The sequence below is a fragment of the Stenotrophobium rhamnosiphilum genome (assembly GCF_003052265.1).
Taxonomy (GTDB): Bacteria; Pseudomonadota; Gammaproteobacteria; order Nevskiales; family Nevskiaceae; genus Stenotrophobium; species Stenotrophobium rhamnosiphilum.
In genome coordinates this window covers 521,223-542,184 of sequence record NZ_QANS01000002.1, presented here as the reverse complement: position 1 = coordinate 542,184, position 20,962 = coordinate 521,223, and the positions used below count along the sequence as shown (strand labels likewise).

Below are 20,962 nucleotides of genomic sequence, written 5' to 3'. Positions count from 1 at the left end.
CGCATTCTGATAAAGAATTAAAGCGAGATCCCTCGCTGCGCTCGGGATGACAAAGGGCTTGCGTGCCATGGGTCAGTCCATACGATAATCCCTCCATGGACCGCACCGAACGCTTTCAACGCATCATCCGCAAACTGCACGAAAAGCGTCTCGTCACGCGTGCAGAAATTCAAGATGAATTAGAAATCTCGCTGGCGACTTTCAAGCGCGATCTTGAATACCTGCGTGATCGTCTTGAAGCGCCCATCATCTGGGACGCAGAGCAGGGCGGTTATCGCTTTGATCAACCTGTAGCCGCACCGCGTTATGCCTTGCCGGGCCTCTGGTTCAACGCAGACGAAATCCACGCATTGTTGGCGATGCATTCGCTGATCTCCGGCATGGGCGAGCGTGTGCTCGATAGCGCCGTCGCTCCCGTATTGAACCGCGTCGAAAAATTATTGGATGGCGAAGGCAATAGCGCCGCTGAAGTTAAAAAACGCATTCGCGTGATTAGCCCAGGACATCGTGCGCTAGAGCATGATGACTTTGGACAAATCTCTCAGGCAGTGTTGCAGCGCAAGCGTTTGCACATTCGCTACTACGCACGCGGCGCTGGTGAGACGAGTGAGCGCGATGTGTCGCCGCAACGTCTCGTGCACTACCGCGAGAACTGGTATCTCGATGCTTGGTGCCATCTACGCAAAGGCATACGCAGTTTTGCGGTGGAAGAAATTCAGTCTGTTAAAACTTTGGATCAAGCAGCAAAAGAAGTGCCTGATGAAGAGCTGGATCACGCACTCGGTTCGTCCTATGGAATTTTCTCTGGTGTGGCGACACAGGTCGCCAAGCTACGCTTTACGCCTGAGCGCGCACGCTGGGTTAAGCGTGAAACTTGGCATCCGCTGCAGAAGGGCACGTTCGACAAACAAGGTCGTTACACCTTGGAACTACCCTATAGCGACGACCGTGAACTGGTGATGGACATCTTGCGCCATGTGCCCGAAGTCGAAGTGATCGCGCCCAAGCCCTTACGCGACAAACTCTTGTCAAGACTCAAGGCCTATCTCAGCGAAAATAAAGTTATTAGCGACTAGTTCGGAGCAGCCGCTGGTATGATTCGTAACGCCGTCAAAGGCCAATCTTCGGATTGGCCTTTTCGTTTCTCTAAGCAACGTAAAAGAACAACGCCATGTGGTTCAAGAACCTCCAAATTTATCGCCTCCCTCCTAAGTGGTTGATGCCTGCGGGCACGCTCGAGGAGATATTGGCCAAACACCCCTTGCAGCCTTGCACGGGCATGAGCACCACGAGCCGTGGCTGGGTCTCGCCGCGCGGTGATCAGCAGTTGGTGGCTTCACATGGCAAGAACCTTTTGATTGCACTCGGTGTGGAGCAGAAAATTCTGCCTGCGGCCGTGATCAATCAAACCGCTTTGGAGCGCGCTGAAAAACTCGAGAAGCAGCAGGGTTATAAAGTCGGTAAGAAACAAATGCGTGATCTGAAAGAACAGATCATGGCGGAGTTGTTGCCACGTGCGTTCTCACGCCGTCGCTCAACACGCGCTTGGTTGTCGCCGAATGATGGTTGGTTGGTTGTCGACGCTGCATCCGCAGGCAAGGCTGAAGAACTCACCGAGCAATTGCGTAATACCTTGGGCGAATTTCCAATCAGCCTGCTGACCACCAAGCTCTCGCCGATTACGGCAATGAGTGGCTGGCTCGCAGGTAGCGATGCGCCGGGTCGTTTCATCATTGATCAAGACTGCGAACTGCGCGGTGCTGACGAGAGCAAGCCGACTGTGCGCTATGTGCGTCACGATCTTGGCGGCAAGGATGTTGTGACTCATATCAACGATGGCAAGGTTGCGACCAAACTTGGCCTCAACTGGAACGAGCGCATCTCGCTGGTACTGCACGAACAACATCAAGTGAAGCGCGTGCGCTTCCTCGATATCGACAAGAATCGCGAAGGCGATCAGTCGCAGAATCCTGAAGAACAGTTTGATGCGGACTTTGCTTTGATGACGGGCGAGTTCAGCAAGTTGTTGTCGGACCTAGTTGAAGCACTGGGTGGTGAAGAGAAATAAGTCATGCCGTCATTCCCGCCTTCGCGGGGATGACGAAAGTACGAATTTTAAATTAATTTCATGCAGGCTCATTCAGTGAGCCAGTGGGCTGCGCACAATGGCTGCGCACGGTGAAAACCGGACCTTAATGGAGCCTAGACATGAACTTAAGCATTGCCCCCAAGCTGACGCTGACCGTTGTTCCCGCCAAGAAGCCAGCTGCGGCTCAGCAGCCTTTGGTTTTTGCTGAGCTGCTGGAACCGGGTTGGACGCAGATTCGCAATGCTGACGAAGCGCTGCGCTTTCTCAACCGCGCCGCCGATCGTGACCCTCGCGAGTTTCCGGTGGGGATTACGCTGTCATCGCCAGCAACCGGAGGCCGTGAACTGGCTTGCTGGTTCGAATCCTGGGCGCAGCTGTGGATGGCGCTGCGTTATGTCGCGGTCCATCTTGCGGATAAGCAGGGCGAAGATTTCAAAGCTTTGACGCGCAATTTGAGTCAATTACGCTTTAGTTACGGCAGCGATGACCTGCAAGTCGCGAGACTGCAACGTATGTTTGGTATGCAGTTACGTGTGCTACGCATGGGTACGTTCCAAGACCTGCGCGTTGGCGCTGGCAGCTACTCGCAGTCACTGGTGAGCAGCTATCACGGAACAAATGCGCCGGAAGGCGCGGATACGGAAATTACGAACTGCGAGCTGGATCGTTTTATTGGTTTTATGCGCCAGCGCGCTTTTCATTAAGTCTTATTGCTTTCGCTTTCGTCGCTCCGAATGTAGCCAGCAACCTCGCGTTGTGATGGACACGAACAATTTCTTGCTGCGTTCGGAGTGACACCTATTTTTGTAGCCCGGGTGCAACCCGGGTTTTTTATTGGCGAAAGTGTGTCCCGGGTTTCACCCGGGCTACAGGATGGCGAGCACGTCTTCTGGTGGTCGTCCAATGGCCGCTTTGCCGCCATAAACAACAATAGGCCGTTCCATCAGTTTCGGATTACGCGCCAACACTTCAAGCCACTCATCATCGCTATAGCCATTGTCGACAGACAGGCCGAGTTCGCTGAAGAGTTCTTCTTTGGTGCGCACTAAATCCAATGGCTTCTTGCCTAGAAGTTTGCAGATCTTGCGCAGCTCATCTTTGCTTGGCGGCTGGCCAAGATATTCGACGATGGCAACGTCAGCGCCATGCTCTTGCAGGAGCTTCAATGTCTCGCGGCTCTTGGAGCAGCGTGGGTTGTGATAGATCGTGTTTTTCATGGAACAAAATTCCGAAATATGCGCTGTCATTGTAGGAGCGCCTCTTAGGCGCGATTGAGCCATCGCGCCTAAGAGGCGCTCCTACAGGCTATGAAATATTTTATTGAATAGGCTTGAGTACGCGAACGAAGAATTCGGTTTGATCACGCGAAACCTGATCAAACATCGGCGGCACATAAATATCAAAGTGACCTGCGTCGTAGCGCTTCACTTCAACTTTGTCTGGTGCGCGACGTGCACCGTCTTCCATCGCTGATGGCGGCACAACGACGTCTTTAGTCGCAATGCAGAACAACGCTGGGCAGGGCAGGCGTGGCGTCATTTTGTTAGGGCGATACATCGCAAGCGTTAGTGCCCAACTGGTGCTGATTTCGTTTTTCCAATCAGGCGGCGTGATGCGCAGATACCCGGGCTTGGAGTCTGGCGTCGTCAGTGCGGCAGTTTCGCCCGGCAGACCAACAACAGGCATCGTGACACGGCCCATTCCAAGGCCACTGCGAACGGCATCGGCAATGCCGTAAGCCGTCAGCTTTGATGCGGCAACAACACCGCATTGGCGAATCAGATTAAACAGCGATGCGACGCCATCCATCATTGCGCCTTGCGCGCTAACGGCTGCGATCTTGCCGTCGGCGACTGCTGATGCAACCGCATGCGAGCCAGAGAACGAGCTGCCCCACGTGGCGATGCGTGTTCCATCGACATCCGGAATGCGCCGCGCGAAATCAATCGCACTTGCCCAGTCTTCCAACTGCATTGACACAGAAACCACTTGTCGCGGCGTGCCATCGCTTTTTCCAAATCCACGATAGTCGAACACCAAAACGTGGAAGCCTGCTTCAGCGAATCGTTGTGCAAACGGATCAAGCCCCGCAGTACGCGTGCCACCCAAGCCATGACCCATGACGATGCAAGGTACGCCGCGTGAGCTGCGCATGGCATCGTTGGCGGGAACATAGTGGCCAGCGCGAATGCCTGTGCTGTGGCTTTCAAAAGAAACTTCGTTGATGCGGACGCCCATGGAGATTTCCTCTTTATGTCAGTGGCTGCGACTTAGTGCAGTAGCCCACTCAAAATCATGCCGATGCCGAGTGCGAGCAGTATCGCACCCATTGCGCGGTCTATCAGATAGCCATACTTGATCAAGCGCTGACGAACGCGTGGATGTCCCAGCGTGATGCTCACCATGCTGAACCATGCGGCAGTTGAGACGACCATCCACAGGCCCAAGGAGAGACGTAGCCACACAGGCGTGTCTGCTGTGATCACCGCTGAACACAGTGCCATGAAGAACAGCATCGCCTTGGGATTGAGCACATTGGTCAGCACGCCAATGCCATACAGATGCGCGGCGCTACCGGGTTCCGCGCGCTGGTCATTACTGCTGTCAGTGACGGATGCTTTTGCGCGAATCGCTTGGCTGCCCATATAAATCAAAAACAGCGCGCCGCCGTAACGCAGCACGTCGAGCAGCATGGGGAAATGTTCAATCATCCAACCCATGCCAAACATCGCCCACGCCACATGAAAGCTGATGCCGCTACCAATGCCCAGTGCGGTCCAAATGCCCGCGCTGCGGCCATAGGCCAGCGTCTGCCGCGTGATCATCGCCAGATCAGGGCCAGGGCTCATCACGCAAAGAAGATGAGCGGTGGCGACAGTCAGAAATAATGCGAACGGCGTGACCAGCATGGATCGTTTTTACTTGGCTGCGTAAACGTTTTCGAGATAGGCAATGATCTTGGCCGACTCATACATCTCGACATCGGTGTTGGGATCGATCAAGTACGGCACTTGCACTTGTCCGGTGTGCTCTTCAAGAAATTTACGATTGCGGCTCGTGCCTTTAGGGCCTTTGAAAATCTTGTCGCGCATCTCTGGCGGACCGATGTCACTCATGCGTGCTTTGCCCGTGCTGTGCAGCAGGTAGGGCAGTTCCAGTTCGCACAGTACTTCGCGCACCAAGCGCGAGAAAGGGCTGGCCTCAAAGCTGTAGAGCTCCAGCGGTTTTTCTGGCGAATTTGAAGTGCGTGCTTTGAATCCACGCAGGCCAAGCATTGCGCGACTCAGTGTTGCCGCTAAGCCCATGCCGACTGCAAGTTTGCGACGCAGTCCGGTGGGGTTCCGCACCTTGCCTTCATAGGTTTCGTTGAGATAACGAATGATGTCGTAAGACTCATACAGCGATGTGCCGGTATTCGGATCCACCATGAACGGATACTGCTGCTTGCCGCCAAGCTTTTTCACCGTTGGGCGAAAGCGCTTGCCGCCTTGAGGGCAGGGATAAATCATGACGTCGAGATCAAGCTCAGTCAGACGTTCACGCACGAGGCGGCAATAGGGGCTCGCTTCGAATTCGTAAAGCTGTAGTGGCTGTTCAGGCTGCTTGCGCGCCGGTTTTTGAACCATGCTGCCGCGCCATCCGCGAAGCTGGCTGGCGAGTACCGAAGTGGTGACATCAAGTGTGCGGGACATGGAAAACCCATCCGTGGAGTACGAGCGCATTATCCGTCAAATGCGCCCAGAAAATTTAAGAGGAACAACTCACTTCGATATGCCGTGCTTCCGGTGGTGGCTCGGCGGCATAGGCTTCGAATTGCGGGTGCTCATCGTAGGGGCGACGCAGCAGCGTCATCAGCGTTTCAATTTCTGAAGCGTTGCCAGTCTGTGCAGCTTCAATCGCGCGCTGTGCAAGATGATTGCGCAGAACATATTTTGGATTGACTGCGTTCATGCGAATGGCGCGATCAGCGTCGTTGGATTGCTCGCTACGTAGGCGCGCGCGGTAGTCGACCACCCAAGCGTCAAATGCGGCGATGTCAGAAATCTCATCGCGTACACCTGCTGCAGGCTCATCGGTATCTGTGCGCAGGAGTGAGAGATTGCGGAATGTTCTTGTGAAGTCTGATTTGCCGCGATGCATGAGATTGAGCAAAGCGTTGATTAGCTCAGGATCTTTGTCCTGCGCTTCACGAAGTCCGATCTTGGCGCGCCAACCAGCGGTCACCGCATTGGCATAGGCCGGACCAAAGCAGTCAAGAATGCCCTGCGCAATCGGCACTGCTTTTTCGGTGTCTTCATTCAGCAAGGGCAGAGTGGCCTGCAGCAAGCGCGAGACATTCCAATGACCGATGCTCGGCTGTTTGTCGTAAGCGTAGCGACCGCCTTCGTCCGTGTGATTGCAAATGTGGCCAGCATCGAAGGCGTCGAGAAAACCAAAAGGGCCGTAATCCAGCGTCAGGCCCAAGATGCTCATATTGTCGGTGTTCATCACGCCGTGACAAAAGCCGACGCATTGCCACTGCGCCATCAAGCGCGCGGTGCGCTCGATGACTTCGGTAAGCCAGCCAACATAGTCCCCAACATGTTGTGGGAAATGTTCGGCGATTACATGGTCGGCAAGTGGCTTCAGTTTTTCGTACTGCTCACGGTAGTAAAACACTTCGAAACTGCCGAAGCGCACATGACTTGGTGCCATGCGACAGACTACAGCGGTGGTCTCCATCGTTTCGCGCCGCACTAACTGCGGGCTGGTGACAATGCTGAGTGCGCGCGTGGTCGGAATACCTAAACCGTGCATTGCTTCGCTGCAAAGATATTCGCGAACAGTTGAACGCAATACTGCGCGGCCATCGGAGCCACGTGAGTAAGGCGTTGGGCCTGCGCCTTTGAGTTGCATATCCCAACTCTCGCCTTTGGCATTGCGCACTTGCGCCAGCAAGATGGCGCGACCATCCCCCAACTGCGACACCCAACTGCCGAACTGATGTCCGGCGTAGAGCATCGCCACTGGATCTGCACCGGGGAGCGGGCGACTGCCACTAAAGATTTCTGCAAACTCAGAGCGCTGTGCCTGTGCTGGATCAAGATCAATCAACGCGGCCGCGTCGGTATTGAAATGCAGCAACTTGGGCGACGGCAACGGCGTTGGCTGCACGCGTGAGAAATAATCCTCGGGCAGACTTGCAAAGCGGTTGTTAATCCGCAGATTATCGAGTGTCAGTTTCATGCGGTAATTGTGACTGACTACGAGGCCGCGTGGGCTAATATGCGGCTTGTAATATTTAAGACAGGAGTCCTGCTGTGTCCTTACACGTCAACGGTTTTTGGGGAATTATTCACCTGGCGCTGGTGATCTGGGCCGTGGTCAGCATTGTGCAGAGCGGCGCCTCGACTGGCGGCAAGGTCGGCTGGATTCTGCTGATTGCGCTGTTGCCTGTGCTGGGATTCGTCATCTGGCTGTTTCTGGGGCCTAAGTCCAGATAACGCGGAAGGCGGGATGCTCCCGCCCTACAGAAGCCGGTGTTGCAACCATATTTGTCATTCGCGTGATGATGTCATCCCGAGCATCGCGAGGGATCTCGCCTTTCAACAGCAAGATTCCTCACTGCGTTCGGAATGACACAAGAGTAGGCGCTGACGTAGGGCGGGAGTATCCCGCCTTTACGCGTTTAGCCTAAGTTGCGATTCGATCCCAAGACGCAAACGTAGTTCTTTAGGTGAGAGGTATACAGGATTCGCCTGACCTTCTATCGCCTTCACCAACTCCACGATTCTCGCACTGATCGGCGCCCGCATATCGCGTTGCTTGGCGAGCAGAATGATCTCGCCATTGAGCTGATCAACTTCGGTGCGACGTTGCTGTTCGATGTCCGACACCATCGACGGATACGCGCCGTCTTTCAAACCATTTTTAATCTTCGCCACCCACCATGGCAGCGGGCCGCCGTGGAGAATGAATTTTCGATACGCCGGATAAGGCAGCGGCACCAGCAGTTGGTAGGGAATGTTTGAGAGTTCGAGCAGCGCTACTGCTTCGTCGAGCACGGCGACATAGATTGCGCGCATATCCCGCTGTGACAGCAGATCACGAAAAGTGGTGTGTGTGATTGCGCAGACGGCATTGGCTAAATTGATCAGCAGTTTTCCCCACACTGCAGATTCGCCTTCGGCACGGAGTGCTTGCAAACCGCTACCTTCAAAACAGCTAAGCAAGCGAGAGTCGTCAGAGCCAATCAGCACCTGTGCCTTGGTGGTGATCTTTGCGTGAAGTGGCGCGGGTAACTGACCGTTAAACATCACCGACATCGGTACGAGTTTGGCGTTTGGCAAACGCTCTTTGATCAAACGCAGCGGTGCGATGCCATTGAGTGTGGAGACTAGTGTGCAGTTGGTTGGAATCGGCGGCAGTTGCGAGAGCAGCGCATCAAGATCAGGAAACTTCACGCAGAGAAAAATGTAATCCACGCCGGTCAGATCGAGTGATGTGGTGAGTTCTGGCTTTGCTGCAATCAATGGCGCGCGTTGCGTCATGTAATCCATCTGTAGCTGCGGCAAGGCCTGCATTGCTGACAGATATTTTTCGCGCACGTAGAGTCGCAAGGGCTCTTTCTTTGCGGCCATCAAATGCGTGGCAAGGATGGTGCCGACGGCACCAGGGCCAATTAACAGAATCATTAGCGAAAGCCTCCAAACACTTCTGCGAGTGTCGCTTTAAATGCGGTTTCTTTTGCAGTGGGCACCAGCACATCAAGCCAAACCACATCGCCCGCTACGACGGGCGTCCACACATCACCGCCGATGGCGTTGCTGTATGGGCCTTCGTTTTGTAGACCATCGGGTGCACACAGCCAGATTTCTGTTCCGCTCGGCAGCGTTGCTTTGGAGATGTGGACAGAAATCGTTTTGGCACCTTGCGATTGAATGCTCAAGGCAAAAGAACTCCAGCCATTTTCAAGATGCGAAAGGCGTGCGAGCTCTAGCAGTGGTTTGCTGACGTTGATCTTATTAGCAAAGTACAGCGGGTTATCTTTGTTGTCGTTGATGTCCGTGGGGACTTTCGTGTTCGCAAGTGTGAGCGTGCCCGCGCGCTGTGCAAAATTTCCAGCGCAGGGCGTTGGCGCAACACGCGCTGTAGCAGATGTGTTCGATTCATCTGCAGCAGACAGCGACGACTGACACCCAGCAAGCAGCGTGAGCAGCGTGATGACAGGCACTAGTTTGCGAGGAGTCATCGGAGCGCCTATTTTTTCGGGCTGATCCACATATTGATCACGGCGCGGAACACGAGCTGCTTCTGCGTATCGTAAACATTGACCGTGACTGGCAATTCAGTAGCAGCGCCGAACGTGGGCATTGGATCCAGCTCAGCAATGGCGCGCAAACTGGTTTCACCTTTCTTCAGGTATTCCACCGTCATGCCTTTTGGAATCCAGCGATGCGTTGAAGGCACGCTGACCTCGGTCATCATGCCGCCAGCAAGTTCCGCCATATTGCACATGGCGATCGCATGAAAGGTGCCGATGTGATTGGTGACGGCGCGGCGTTTTGGCGCAGTGACCTCGCAATAACCCGGGCGCAATTCTTCAAACGTTGCTCTGATACTGGAGAAATAAGGCGCACGGCGGCTGATTAGCAGCGAGAAAAACCACTTGCCGCCGGGTTTCTTCGACAGTTTCTTCCACAGCGACAGGGCGAGATTGGGTTTGCTCATGGGGAGGCTCTAAGGAAATGACTGGGTAAATCCTACCACCGTGCCCCTGTCGGCTTATTGGGTATCCTTCCGGTCTAAATAAAAAGCTAAAGGGGATGCAGGCAATGAACACACTAAAGCGGACTTTGTTGCTGACCGCACTGCTTGCGTCACTGGGTGCGTGTAGCCGCTCTGATGGCGTGAATGGCGGTGGCGGTGGTGGCGGCACGCCTGCCAGCGAACTGGCGCTCAAGGCAGAGACTGCGCTGCCACCCGGTCAATCTGGCTTATTCAACGTGGTAGGGCAGGCGCTGGGCCTGGCGACAGGTAATCCCGGCGATTACGGCGCTCATGTGGACGACCAGCGCGAGATGTACTGGAACTTCCAGTCCAAGCCCGGCGTATTAGTCACCAAGCCCGGAACAGCAGAAGTGCCGAAAGCTGGCATCGAGATTTATCGCGACAGCTACGGCGTGCCGATTGTTTATGCACCTAATGTGCGCGATCTCTGGTTTGGTGTGGGCTATGCGATTGCGCATGACCGTCTGTTTTTGATGGATGCAGTGCGTCGCATGGGGCGCGGCACATTCGCCGAGCTCACAGGCTGTGGCGGCGTTGCGGGTGATATCGCCACGCGCACAACGACGTATACCGAAGAGGAATATCTCGCGATATTCAACGGCCTGTCGCAAGACGCCAAAGATGCTGTGCAGGGTTACGTTGATGGTGCCAACGCGTTGCGCACCAAAGCGCTGACCGATCCGACGATTCTGCCTGCTGAATATGCGCTGCTGACTTCAATTCCAGAGCCGTTCAGCGTAACGGACGTACTCGCCGCTGGTGTCTACATCACGCGCTTTGTAGCCAGCGAGGGCGGCAACGAATTCCTCAACATCAAGATGCTGCAACAGCTGCAAGCGGAATACGGCAGCGCCAGTGCGGCCAAGCAGGCATTCCAAGACATGGTGTGGCTGGAAGATCCGAAAGCGATCGCGACGATTCCTGCATCGACAGCAAAGTTCTCTAACCAAAACGCGCCAAGCAGCGGCACGCGCGAAACTGTTTTTAACAACATGGCCGACTGGGCGATGGCTTTGCCAGACACCGTTTGGAAAGGCGATGGCACCGGCCACGCTGCAATGCCTTCGCCCTGCGCTGAGCTGGGCACTGTCACCGGTGCGGTTAGTCTGGATCGCGGTGCAAGCGAGGTGATCTCCAAGCCTCTCATGCAGGCGAAGAAGGCCACAGCAAAAGCAGCAAAGGCGCTGCGCAAAGCGGCTGCAGCGCAGAAAATTGTGCAAGACCTAGTGAAAGCATTGATTGATCTGCGTGCGCATTTGCACGGTGGTTCTATGGCTTATGCCATCGGCTCTTCACGCACACGCGACGGTGGCACGCTGATGGTCAGCGGCCCTCAGCTTGGTTACAGCTATCCGCTCTTGTTGGTGGAATATGAAATTCATAGCGGCGATTACCACGCACGTGGCAGCTCGGTGCCGGGCCTGCCAGTGGTCGGCATTGGATACAACAACGACATCGCTTGGGGTCTGACCACGGGCTATAGCAAGACGATCGACTCCTTCATCGAAACCATCTGCTCGACTGCGCAGCAGACTGCGGGCACTTGCGCGGCGGATCAGTATTTTCATAAAGGCGTGTGGAAAGACATGAGCTGCCGCAGCGAGACGGTGAACTTCCGCGTCTCTGCTTCCGGCATTCCCGCAGCTCCGCCTCTTTTCAACACCACGAAAAAAATATGCCGAACTGTGCACGGCCCGGTTGTGGCGCGTGATGATGCGCGTGGCTTGGCGCGTTCGCTGCAATTTGCAATGTGGCAACGAGAGATCGAAACCATTGAAGGTCTGCGCGAGTGGAACAAGGCGAAGAGCTTTAAAGATTTCGTCGCTGGTGCAAGCAAGCTCACGTGGAACGAAAACGTAACCGTCGCAACGCGTGACGGACACATCGCTTATTACCATCCTGGCTTGTTCCCACGCCGCAGCGGCGATACGGATATGCGTCTGCCAAGTCCGGGTACGGGCGAGTACGACTTCGGTAGCAATCTGTCATTCAAAGAACTGCCGCATGTAGTTGATCCGCCGGAAGGCTATGTCGCCAACTGGAATACCAAGCCTGCATTTGGTTGGCTGGATGGCGAAGGCCTTGGCAATACTTCACGCCCCGGTGGTGCAGGTCAGCGCGTAACGTCGATTCTCGACAAGCTGGCTACACGCAGCGACTGGACCTTTGATGATCTGAAAGAAATCGATCGTCATCACGGCATTCACGATCATCGTGCGCGCGAATATCTGCCGGTGTTGAAAGCATTCCGTAGTGCAAATGCTGCAACGCTGAGTGATGTTCAGAAAGCTGCGCTGGATACCATGCTGACTTGGAATGGTGATGCGTTTGGCCCTGATTACGACATCAGCAATCCATCAGTCAAAGACGGCCCGGGTGCAACCATCTTCGGTGCGTATGTGGATGCCATCCGTGAAGAACTGTTCCTTCCGCTCAAAGATAATGTCATCGATAGCGGCGTGCCTGATCCGGATCCGAACAATCCCAACGCAGAAGCAGGGCTGACAGTGTTTGGTCGCGTGTCAGGTGTTGGCAGTCATGTGTTCGATCAAAGCGTGATGGACAACTTGATCTTGCGTATTCTCAAGCCATCGACGTCGGGTCTTGCAGTGCGTCGTGATTACACCGGCGGTCGCTCGCGTGATGTCATCTTGCGCGCAGCACTGGATCGCACGCTGCAGGCTTTATCTAAACAGTACAACGGAAATGTCGCGATGACGGTAGCTGATTTGCCCAAGTCCACTCGCATCCATCCGCGCTCAAAACTGTGCTCGCTCTCAGGTGTGATTGGCCCGGGGTCTGACACGATTCCCGGTACGAGTTGCGTGACCATGCCTTACGAAGATCGCGGTTCATGGGTGCATCACGCAGGCTACGAGAAGCCTTGATCATTGTTTAAATAAAAAGCCCCGCATTGCGGGGCTTTTTATTAGGGTGCTTCGGTTGATCTTCAATACTTACGACGTGTGTGCCATTCGTACGTTGCGGGCGATTTCATCAAGATGCGTTTCCCACGTTCCGCAACAGCCGCCCCAGATATCAATGTGCGGATATCGCTTTGCAATATCGCCCATCAATTCGCCAAGTTCTTTCGGATCGCCTTCTTCGAGATGGCCCAACTGGCATAGCGAAATTTTATCCATCTTTGCGGCATTAGGGCGCAGGCTGCGTACACGTTGAAACCACGCGCCTGGCTCAATCGCAGGTTCAAATTCGAAAGGATGTGAACAGTTGATGCCGTAGAACGTGGGCTTTGCATCGCCGGCCTGTGTATCAACTGCTTCAATCGCTTCTTTAAGGCTGGGGCCAGATTTGAGACAGCAAGTGCTATCCAGCGTAAAGGACAAGGCCAATGGCAGTCCGACGCGAGCTGCTGCGCGCGATAGGCCAACGGCCTCCGGGATGTTGTTGAACGTCATTGCGCTTACAAGATCAACGCCAGCTTTACTCAGCGTTTCCAACTGCACGCTGTGATAATCCTCCGCGCTCTCAGCCGTGATCGTTTGATTCAGCGAATACGCGTCGCCTCTGGGGCCCACGATGCCCACATAACTAATGCCCGGAAGTTGATCGACGTATGGCTTCGCAACATCCCGAAGAAAATCGATGCATCGATGCTGGGTCTCAGCCAAAGCTTCTCGCGAGTACCCCAGCAATGAACCCCAATCGGGACTGGCGCGATAGTCCAGTCCACCCATCAATGCCACAAAACCATGTTTCGCTGATGCGTCCAGATATCGGCAGTACATAGCTTTAAGTTCGGCGAGTGCCTGCGGTTTGTCGAGCAAGGAATACATCGCGAACTGCGGAAGATCATGCCCAAACTTGAACATGATCTCGGTCTCTTGACCCCCTTCGGTCATGTAGAGAACGCCTGCTTTCTGCTTCGGGAAGTCAGTGCGCATTTGATCTACCTCCGGTGCGTTTTTACAAACGGATTTCCCGAGCGTCGGGAGCGGTATTCAGATATGTGCAGTTTTGCTTTTTATTGAACGGTGAAGAAATGAATGCGAGCCAAGTTCTTTTGGGCCTTAGCGACAGCACTGGTTCGGGTTTATAGGCAGCCCTCTACATATTCGACGGATGGCTCAATGCCCCCGCGAATTTTTGTAATTTTTCCTCCAGCTTCTTCCATAACCACGGCAAACTTTGCATCACTACTTTTTAGAATCAGGTAATGCCCATTTGGATCGTACTTATGCGGCTGGATGTAGACATCCGGATGTTTGGCCTTTGCTGACTCTAAGGAATCCGCGATTCCAACTCCAAGCGATTGTCCTGCTTGAAGCTCGCCGCGAGTTACAACTCCGTTTTCAACCATGAAACGAACGTTGGGGTAGGCGGCAAATGAAACGTAGTGACAAGCTGGATCACTGTTAGCAGCCATCACGATTTTTTCATCAAGTATTTTTTCAGCGGTTGCCAACGGTTGGCCGAATTGAATACGGCCATATGACTGAGCTGTTAGTCCTGACTCTGCCACTTCTGTGCAGGAGATGCAGGCGATGCATAGGAGCAGATATCTGTTCATAACGAATTTTTACGATGCATGATCTTCGCAAACACGCCGGCAGTAAAAAACATAAACACGCCATACACCGCCGCAGGCACGATGAGTTCAGGCGCGACCATTGCGCCGACTGCCATTGCGAGTGTGGTGTTGTGTACGCCGAGTTCGATGGCGATGGCGGTGGATTGTTTGCTGTCTAGTTTTGCGATGCGTGCGATTTGGTAGCTGATGGTCATCGCTAGAATATTTAGCGTGAGTACGGCAGGACCAATAACGCCGATGTGTTGGCCGATCTCTTCATATTCGCTGCCGAGCACAACAAACACGACGCCGATAAAAAATACGGTGGCTATTTTCTTTGCGACTGGTTCAATGCGTAGTGCAAATGCGGGTGCAAATGCGCGGATTGCCATGCCGATGGAGAGTGGCAGCAGCGTGATCAATAACACCTTCACCACGATGGGGCCCATATCCAACTTCAATGCTTCGTCGCCCGCTAAAAAGTGAGCGCTGGCGAGTGCGAGGAAGATCGGCGTGGTGATGACTGCGGCGAGACTGGAGAGCGCTGTCATCGTTACAGAGAGTGCGGTGTCGCCACGTGCAAGATGCGTGAGCATATTGGCGGTGGTGCCGCCGGGTGATGCGCCTAGCAACACCATGCCGACTGCGAGGGCTGCGGTGAGCCCAAATAATTTGGCGATTAAAAAGCCGAGGAGTGGCGACAGCAAAATAAGATTGATCAAGCCAATCGTTGCGCCTTTGGGATACAGCGCGACGCGTTTGAAATCACCGACTGTTAGCGCAAGCCCGAGTCCGGACATGATGATGAACAGCGACAACGGCAGCAGTGTGGTGATGATGAGGCTTGTAGCCATGGTGCTCCCCTGAGTAGTAGCCGCATCTTGGCGGCTATGTGGCTACAGGTAAAGCCGGCATAAAGATTCCAACGCCGATGGGGTGAAATCAGGCGCAGTGCCACTCAAAACGGCCAATGCCCGGGCTGTGCAGCACAACGTGATCGCCTGGTACGAGCGGGCCTACGCCTGCAGGTGTGCCGGTGTAGATGATGTCGCCCGGTTCCAGCGCCCAGGTTTGGCTGAGGATGCTGATCTGACGTGCCACGCTGTAGAGCATGTTCTTGGTGAAACCGTGTTGACGCAGTGTGCCGTTGATGTGGCAGGTGAACTCAAAGTTCTGCAGGTCTTGTTCAAGATATGGTTTGAAATCGCCCAGCGGTGCGGCGCCATCAAATGCTTTGGCGATTTCCCACGGCGCGCCTTTTTGTTTGAGCTGCGTTTGTAAATCACGCAGTGTCAGATCAAGGCCGAGCGTTATTCCGGCTACGGAGCCAAGTGCATCTTCAACGGGAATATCTTCGCCGCCGCCGGTGAGTGTGACGACCATTTCTGCTTCGAAATGAATGCTGCCTTTGTTGCGGGGCAGGTGAATCTTTTGGCCTTCTTCGACAATGCTCGAAGTGGGCTTCATGAAGATGACGCAGTCACCATCTGCGGCGTGACCCAGATGAGCGAGTTCAGCAACGTGATCGGCGTAGTTTTTGCCGATGCAGAAAATGCGATTTACATTCATGGCAGAACGCGAGTCTCGGGTGACAGCACTGTCGTACGTGGTTTTTCTTCGTTCGCTGATTTGACCGCATTAATATCTGCGCGCTTAGCTGGCTTGTTGACGCAGCGTTTGTCGACGCTGCGCGCCTTGACCTCTAATGCGTCGAGTTGCTTGTTCAGCGCGTCGGCATCGATGTTGTATTGATCAAGCAAGACCTGATGTGCGCGCACATCGGCGTTGTAGCGATCAACGCGATCTTTGTAAGCAGCGCTGAGTTTTTTAACGACGGTGGCTTGCTCAAAGTATGCGGCCATATCGTTGGTGCGGCGCTTGAGTTCGTCTTGATGTTCTTGCAACTGAGCGAGATCAGGCTTGAGCGAATTCTGTGCGTCTTTCATGCGGGATTCGTTTTGAATCAGCGCATCGCCACGCGCATCGATCTGCACTTTCTGCAAGGACAAGGCTTCATTACGAGCGACAACGTCGTTGCGATCTGCAACGCATTGTTCAACTTCTCCGCGAGTCAGCATGGGCTTGCCAGTGCTGCTGTCATCGGCAGCGTGAGCGAATGCGGGCAGGGCCAAGGCAATCGCAATGAGGGTGCGTGAAAGAGTGGACATGATTCAGGCGCTCTAGTTGTGTAAGACAACACTAAACGAAAAAGCGGTTGCCGACATCTAGGTCGACAACCGCTTTGTTTGACCGCTTAAAGCTTAGATACGTTCTTCGATGCCGAAGCTTGCGAAGCCCTTCTTCTGGAAGTTTTCGCGGAAAGCATCGCGCAGCTTGGTTGCCGTGACGTCGTATTCAGCCTTGTCAGCCCAGGTGTTGCGTGGGTTGAGAATGCCGCTGTCGACGTTCGGGCAGGACTTAGGAATCGTGAGATTGAGAATAGGCAGCTTCTCGGTCTCCACTGAATCCAGTTCGCCATTCAATGCAGCGTTAAGCAGGGCGCGGGTCACTTTGAGTGACATACGCTTGCCGACGCCGTACTTGCCGCCAGACCAGCCGGTGTTGAGCAGAATGCAACGAGCCTTGTTCTGCTCCATCTTCTTAGCGAGCAGTTCAGCGTAAACGTTAGGACGGTGCGCCATGAACGGGCCGCCGAAGCAAGCCGAGAACGTTGGCTGCGGTTCGGTCACGCCCACTTCGGTACCTGCAACGCGTGCAGTGAAGCCGGAGACGAAGTGATACATCACGTCCTTAGGCTCAAGGATCGAGATCGGTGGCAGCACGCCGTATGCGTCAGCGGTGAGCAGCACGATGGTCTGCGGATGCGGACCGCGGCCCTTAGGCATGACGTTAGGCACAACTTCCAACGGGTAAGACAGACGCGTGTTTTCAGCAATCGAGTCGTCGTTCAGATCGAGCTCGTCGGGGTGGCACTCAGCCATCGTCTTGCCAGGCAGAGGCGGAACGTTTTCGATGATGCAACCCGCTTTGCTCATGGCTTCAGCGATGACAGGCTCAGCGGCCTTGTCGAGGTTGATCAGCTTGGCGTAGCAGCCGCCTTCGAGGTTGCACAGGCCGTTATCCGACCAAATGATTTCGTCGTCGCCAATCAGCTTGCGTGAAGCGTCAGCGGAGAGCGTGGTCTTGCCAGTGCCGGAGAGGCCGAACAGGATCGCGCCGTCGTTCTTGGCTCCAACGTTGGCCGAGCAATGCATCGACAGACGGCCTTCTTTCGGCAGCAGGTAGTTGCCGACGGTGAAGATGGTTTTCTTGTTAACGCCGCAGTAGTCGGCGCGGCCAGCAACCAAGCAAATCTTGTTGCGAGCGTCGATGATCACAGCGGCTTCTGAGCGGCTGCCATCGCGTTCTGGAACGCATTCAAAGCTCGGCACGTTGATCATCGTCCAGCGACGTGCATCAACATCTTTCACGCCTTCCAGATTTTTCGGGAACATGTTGTCGACGAAGGCGGCGTGCGTGGCGTATTCGCCAACAAAACGGTAAGGGACGGCGAAGTCTTCGTCGCTGCCCATGAACACGTCTTTAACGTAGAGCGAAGCTTTCTTATCGTTAAGGTGTTGGATTACGCGCTTGAGGAGGCCCTCATAAGCGGTTGGGTCATACGGGCTGAGGTCGGCCTTAAACCAGATCTCGTCAGCTACTTCTGGCCATTTAACGGCGAAGGTGTCTTTCGTGCGGCGACCGGTGCAATCCGGGTCGGTGTAATAAACCAACGGGCCTTTTACGCCCAGTTTGGTTGGAAACGCTTTCTGTTCGTTGCTCGGACCGCCGCGGCGAACGCGGCCTTTGTCGTTAGCGATCGCTTCGTGAAAAAGCTCTTCCTTGGACAGGTTGTACTTATAGGTAACGTTTTTCAGTCCAAAAAGCTTTTCAAGATCGGCCTGGAAGGTCATTGAGCGTCCTCAAAGTGTAAAAGAATTTGGTTCTGCGACAGCGGCAGGGTGCGCAAGGATAAAGAGGGGGGGGGATGGAGGCAAGCCCCTCAAAGTATTGGCCTTTAGAGACAATGACGTAGGGAGGGGGAACCTCCCTCAAAGGGACTAATTTAGCGCGTTTTGCTGTTTTTAAATATAGTCAATTAATAAATAATTAACCGATATAAAACAAACGAGGCCGCATAGAGCGGCCTCGAAAGTAAAGTTTTCTGCAGCAATTAAGGCAGTTTGAAGCCTGCCACTGATTCGCGCAGTTTTTCCGACAGCGTGTTGAGTTCACCTACGGCGTTGGCGGTTTGACCGGCTGACCCGGAGGTCTGCACGGCAATTTCTCGAATGACCTGCATCGTGCCGGCAATCTTGGTCGAAGCGGCAGACTGGCTGCGGGCAGAAACCGAGATTTCTTGAATCAGTCGTGACAGTTCCTGAGACGAGGTTTCGATCTTGGTCAGTGCCTGACCGGCTTCTTCAGCTGACTTTGCACCGCTGACCACGTTGGTGGTTGAGCGCTCCATCGAGATGATCGCCTCGTTGGTGTCGGCCTGAATCGTCTTAACCAGATTTTCAATCTGACGCGTTGCGTTAGCAGCACGTTCAGCGAGTCGCTGAACTTCGTCAGCAACCACCGCGAAGCCGCGGCCCTGTTCGCCTGCCATCGCAGCCTGAATCGATGCATTGAGGGCGAGGGTGTTGGTTTGTTCGGCGATATCGTTAATGAATTCGATGATGTTGCCGATTTCTTGTGAAGATTCACCGAGGCGCTTGATGCGCTTGGACGTATCTTGAATCTGTTCACGTAGCGCAGCCATACCTTGAATCGTACGACCCACGGTTTCAGCGCCGTTGTGTGCAACCTGCACTGAGTTCTGCGCCTGTTGTGCGAGCTTCTCAGCGCTTGCGGCCACTTGTTGAAGTGACTGCGACGTTGCAGCGATGGTGTTGGTTACTGCGGAGATTTCGCGAGCCTGACGTTCCGAAGCTTCGTTCATCTTCAGCGCAACCTGCTGCGTTTCGCTAGCAGCTGCACCGATATCTACTGACGTCGTGTTGATCGTACCGACGAGATTACGCATGTTGCCGACGGTGTAGTTGAAAGAGTCGGCGATGGCGCCGGTAAAGTCTTCTGTCACCGTAACGTCAACCGTGAGGTCGCCGTCTGCAAGGTTGGTAATTTCGTCGAGCAAACCAAGAATAGCTTGCTGCTGTTTAGCGTCGCGCTCTTCGGTTCTGCTATTGCGTTCGCGCAGTGCCTTCATCGACAAGTAAACGAAGGTAATGATCAGCAACAACGCCATGCCTGAAGCGCCAAGGCTGATGTAAGGCAGTGCTTTCGGAATCGACAGCGTATCGAGCAGCGCTTGTTCTAGCGTGTTGCCTGCGGCGAGCACTTCAGTGCTGTCGCCTTGGAGTACAGCAGCAGATTGCTGGAGTTTCGCGATTTCTGGTGCGTCGTTGACGATGCCTTCCGAAGCAGCCGGAACAGCTGAGAAGGTGTCGTTGATTTGTTTGTCGGTTGCGCCATCAATCGAGATGGAGCGCTGACCACGCAAGAAGGCTTTAACTTCTTTGTCGACTTCTGCTGCAGCTACTTCTGCATCACGGCCTTGATGAACGACGCGTTGTGCTGCTGCCTGCATGCGTTCCAGACGTGCGATCTGGTTGGCAACGATAAGCGCAGCTGCGCCGCCTTGTTGATTCAAACGGTCAGCAATATCGCCGTAGGTTTTTGAGATGCTGGTTGCGGCAGTGCTGATGGTTGAGATGTTGGTGATCGTGCGCTGATACGACACTTCACCCTTCAAAACTTTGTCGATACCGCCATGCATTTTTTTCCATGCGTTGGCGACAGCATCAACTTCAGCCTGCACATTGCTTGGCATCTTTTTAATGCCGGAATCAGAGTCGCCTTCACGCAGCGCTTTGATCGTGTCGTCAAAATCGTTGGTGTTATCTGCAATTACGCGGAAGTCAGGCACGATGCCAAAAGCGGCATCAGAGCCAGCCTTGGCAACGCTGGTAACGTTGGCGTTGATCGTGCGTACCAGTGAAATCCACGTTTGATTGCGGCTGCTGGTGGACTGGTAATAGTAAAAGCCGCCGATGGCGATAACGATTAACGCGATTGCTATGCCGAGCAACGTAAAATTACGTCGCGTATCTATAGCGGCCCTGTTTATTTCGGCCATATTCCCTTTGCTCCCCTAATTACAGCGCGGCGAAATCAACCGCCAATCGCTGCTTTAATTTTTGCGATGAGGTCGGCTTCCTTCACCGGCTTGACGATGTAGTCACGTGCGCCCTGACGCAGCGCCCATACACGATCGGTTTCTTGATTTTTACTACTGATTACCAGCACAGGAATGTGTGCGGTTGCCGGATCTTTGCTGAGCGTGCGCGTGGCTTGAAAGCCGTTCACGCCAGGCATGACCACATCCATGATCACGCAGTCTGGTTTTTCTTGTTTGATGCGTGCAATCGCATCGAGCCCGCTACTGGCTTCAACCACAGCGTAGCCAGCTTTGGACAAAATATTCTTCAAGTTCTGCACATCGGTGGGCGAATCGTCCACCACCATAATGCGAGCCATGCTTTGAATCCCCTAGTCGTTTTACCGCA

Annotated in this window: 21 protein-coding genes; 5 read left to right on the top strand and 16 right to left on the bottom strand. The window is 54.2% G+C overall.

The genetic code is table 11. The annotated features are described in order from the left end of the window. Nucleotides 1–95: 95 nt before the first annotated feature. The 3 genes from CJD38_RS06445 (at nt 96) to CJD38_RS06435 (ending at nt 2,793) form a co-directional block, all read left to right on the top strand. Nucleotides 96–1,076: a helix-turn-helix transcriptional regulator gene (locus CJD38_RS06445; protein WP_107939478.1), complete on the top strand. Its 981-nt coding sequence runs from the start codon at nt 96–98 to the stop codon at nt 1,074–1,076. Nucleotides 1,077–1,171: 95 nt separating this feature from the next. After that, nucleotides 1,172–2,068, top strand: a complete 897-nt coding sequence (locus CJD38_RS06440; RefSeq protein WP_107939477.1) for a recombination-associated protein RdgC — start codon at nt 1,172–1,174, stop codon at nt 2,066–2,068. A 140-nt stretch (nt 2,069–2,208) separates the two neighbouring features. Further along, complete coding sequence (locus CJD38_RS06435) at nt 2,209–2,793, top strand: hypothetical protein (RefSeq protein ID WP_107939476.1); 585 nt, start codon at nt 2,209–2,211, stop codon at nt 2,791–2,793. Between the two features lie 162 nt (nt 2,794–2,955). On the opposite strand, the gene arsC is transcribed toward CJD38_RS06435, so the two are convergent. From arsC to CJD38_RS06410, 5 genes are all read right to left on the bottom strand, one after another. Beyond that, nucleotides 2,956–3,306: an arsenate reductase (glutaredoxin) gene (arsC, locus tag CJD38_RS06430; protein WP_107939728.1), complete on the bottom strand. Its 351-nt coding sequence runs from the start codon at nt 3,304–3,306 to the stop codon at nt 2,956–2,958. Nucleotides 3,307–3,406: 100 nt separating this feature from the next. After that, nucleotides 3,407–4,327 carry an alpha/beta hydrolase gene (locus tag CJD38_RS06425; protein ID WP_107939475.1) on the bottom strand — a complete coding sequence of 307 codons (921 nt, stop codon included), beginning with the start codon at nt 4,325–4,327 and terminating at the stop codon, nt 3,407–3,409. Nucleotides 4,328–4,359: 32 nt separating this feature from the next. Continuing rightward, nucleotides 4,360–4,998 (bottom strand): LysE family translocator, encoded by a 639-nt coding sequence (locus CJD38_RS06420; protein ID WP_107939474.1) that lies wholly within the window; start codon nt 4,996–4,998, stop codon nt 4,360–4,362. 9 nt (nt 4,999–5,007) lie between these two features. Next, nucleotides 5,008–5,781, bottom strand: coding sequence for a glutathione S-transferase N-terminal domain-containing protein (locus CJD38_RS06415; RefSeq protein ID WP_107939473.1), 774 nt, complete (start codon nt 5,779–5,781; stop codon nt 5,008–5,010). 55 nt (nt 5,782–5,836) lie between these two features. Next, a complete protein-coding gene (locus CJD38_RS06410) occupies nt 5,837–7,315 on the bottom strand; it encodes a protein adenylyltransferase SelO (protein ID WP_107939472.1) in 1,479 nt (492 codons plus the stop codon). A gap of 74 nt (nt 7,316–7,389) precedes the next feature. On the opposite strand from CJD38_RS06410, the gene CJD38_RS06405 reads away from it, so the two are divergent. Further along, the gene (locus CJD38_RS06405) at nt 7,390–7,572 is read left to right on the top strand and encodes a PLD nuclease N-terminal domain-containing protein (protein WP_107939471.1); all 183 of its coding nucleotides are present in this window, start codon (nt 7,390–7,392) and stop codon (nt 7,570–7,572) included. A 177-nt stretch (nt 7,573–7,749) separates the two neighbouring features. Here the strand turns inward: CJD38_RS06405 and CJD38_RS06400 are convergent, their stop codons facing one another. Genes CJD38_RS06400 through CJD38_RS06390 form a run of 3 tightly spaced genes read right to left on the bottom strand, consistent with a single transcriptional unit; the run spans nt 7,750 to nt 9,799 of the window. Continuing rightward, entirely contained in the window at nt 7,750–8,763 is a 1,014-nt protein-coding gene (locus CJD38_RS06400; protein WP_107939470.1) for a ketopantoate reductase family protein, read from the bottom strand. Then, nucleotides 8,763–9,320 (bottom strand): hypothetical protein, encoded by a 558-nt coding sequence (locus CJD38_RS06395; RefSeq protein ID WP_107939469.1) that lies wholly within the window; start codon nt 9,318–9,320, stop codon nt 8,763–8,765. The genes CJD38_RS06400 and CJD38_RS06395 overlap by 1 nt, the downstream gene beginning before the upstream one ends. 8 nt (nt 9,321–9,328) lie before the next feature. Then, nucleotides 9,329–9,799: a hotdog fold domain-containing protein gene (locus CJD38_RS06390; RefSeq protein WP_107939468.1), complete on the bottom strand. Its 471-nt coding sequence runs from the start codon at nt 9,797–9,799 to the stop codon at nt 9,329–9,331. 104 nt (nt 9,800–9,903) lie between these two features. On the opposite strand from CJD38_RS06390, the gene CJD38_RS06385 reads away from it, so the two are divergent. Continuing rightward, on the top strand, nt 9,904–12,747 hold the full coding sequence (locus tag CJD38_RS06385; RefSeq protein ID WP_161554174.1) for a penicillin acylase family protein: 2,844 nt from the start codon (nt 9,904–9,906) through the stop codon (nt 12,745–12,747). Between the two features lie 69 nt (nt 12,748–12,816). Here the strand turns inward: CJD38_RS06385 and CJD38_RS06380 are convergent, their stop codons facing one another. From CJD38_RS06380 to CJD38_RS06345, 8 genes are all read right to left on the bottom strand, one after another. Beyond that, nucleotides 12,817–13,764, bottom strand: a complete 948-nt coding sequence (locus CJD38_RS06380; protein ID WP_107939466.1) for a homocysteine S-methyltransferase family protein — start codon at nt 13,762–13,764, stop codon at nt 12,817–12,819. A 149-nt stretch (nt 13,765–13,913) separates the two neighbouring features. Continuing rightward, complete coding sequence (locus CJD38_RS06375; RefSeq protein WP_107939465.1) at nt 13,914–14,390, bottom strand: hypothetical protein; 477 nt, start codon at nt 14,388–14,390, stop codon at nt 13,914–13,916. Then, nucleotides 14,387–15,244, bottom strand: coding sequence for a bile acid:sodium symporter family protein (locus tag CJD38_RS06370; protein ID WP_107939464.1), 858 nt, complete (start codon nt 15,242–15,244; stop codon nt 14,387–14,389). Before CJD38_RS06370 ends, CJD38_RS06375 begins: the two co-directional genes overlap by 4 nt. Before the next feature lie 88 nt (nt 15,245–15,332). Further along, complete coding sequence (locus CJD38_RS06365) at nt 15,333–15,959, bottom strand: fumarylacetoacetate hydrolase family protein (RefSeq protein ID WP_107939463.1); 627 nt, start codon at nt 15,957–15,959, stop codon at nt 15,333–15,335. Continuing rightward, nucleotides 15,956–16,558 carry a coiled-coil domain-containing protein gene (locus tag CJD38_RS06360; RefSeq protein ID WP_107939462.1) on the bottom strand — a complete coding sequence of 201 codons (603 nt, stop codon included), beginning with the start codon at nt 16,556–16,558 and terminating at the stop codon, nt 15,956–15,958. Before CJD38_RS06360 ends, CJD38_RS06365 begins: the two co-directional genes overlap by 4 nt. Before the next feature lie 93 nt (nt 16,559–16,651). Beyond that, nucleotides 16,652–18,304 (bottom strand): phosphoenolpyruvate carboxykinase (ATP), encoded by a 1,653-nt coding sequence (locus CJD38_RS06355; protein WP_107939461.1) that lies wholly within the window; start codon nt 18,302–18,304, stop codon nt 16,652–16,654. A gap of 260 nt (nt 18,305–18,564) precedes the next feature. After that, a complete protein-coding gene (locus tag CJD38_RS06350) occupies nt 18,565–20,532 on the bottom strand; it encodes a methyl-accepting chemotaxis protein (protein WP_107939460.1) in 1,968 nt (655 codons plus the stop codon). Nucleotides 20,533–20,567: 35 nt separating this feature from the next. Continuing rightward, nucleotides 20,568–20,933 carry a response regulator gene (locus CJD38_RS06345; RefSeq protein ID WP_107939459.1) on the bottom strand — a complete coding sequence of 122 codons (366 nt, stop codon included), beginning with the start codon at nt 20,931–20,933 and terminating at the stop codon, nt 20,568–20,570. Nucleotides 20,934–20,962: the final 29 nt, after the last annotated feature.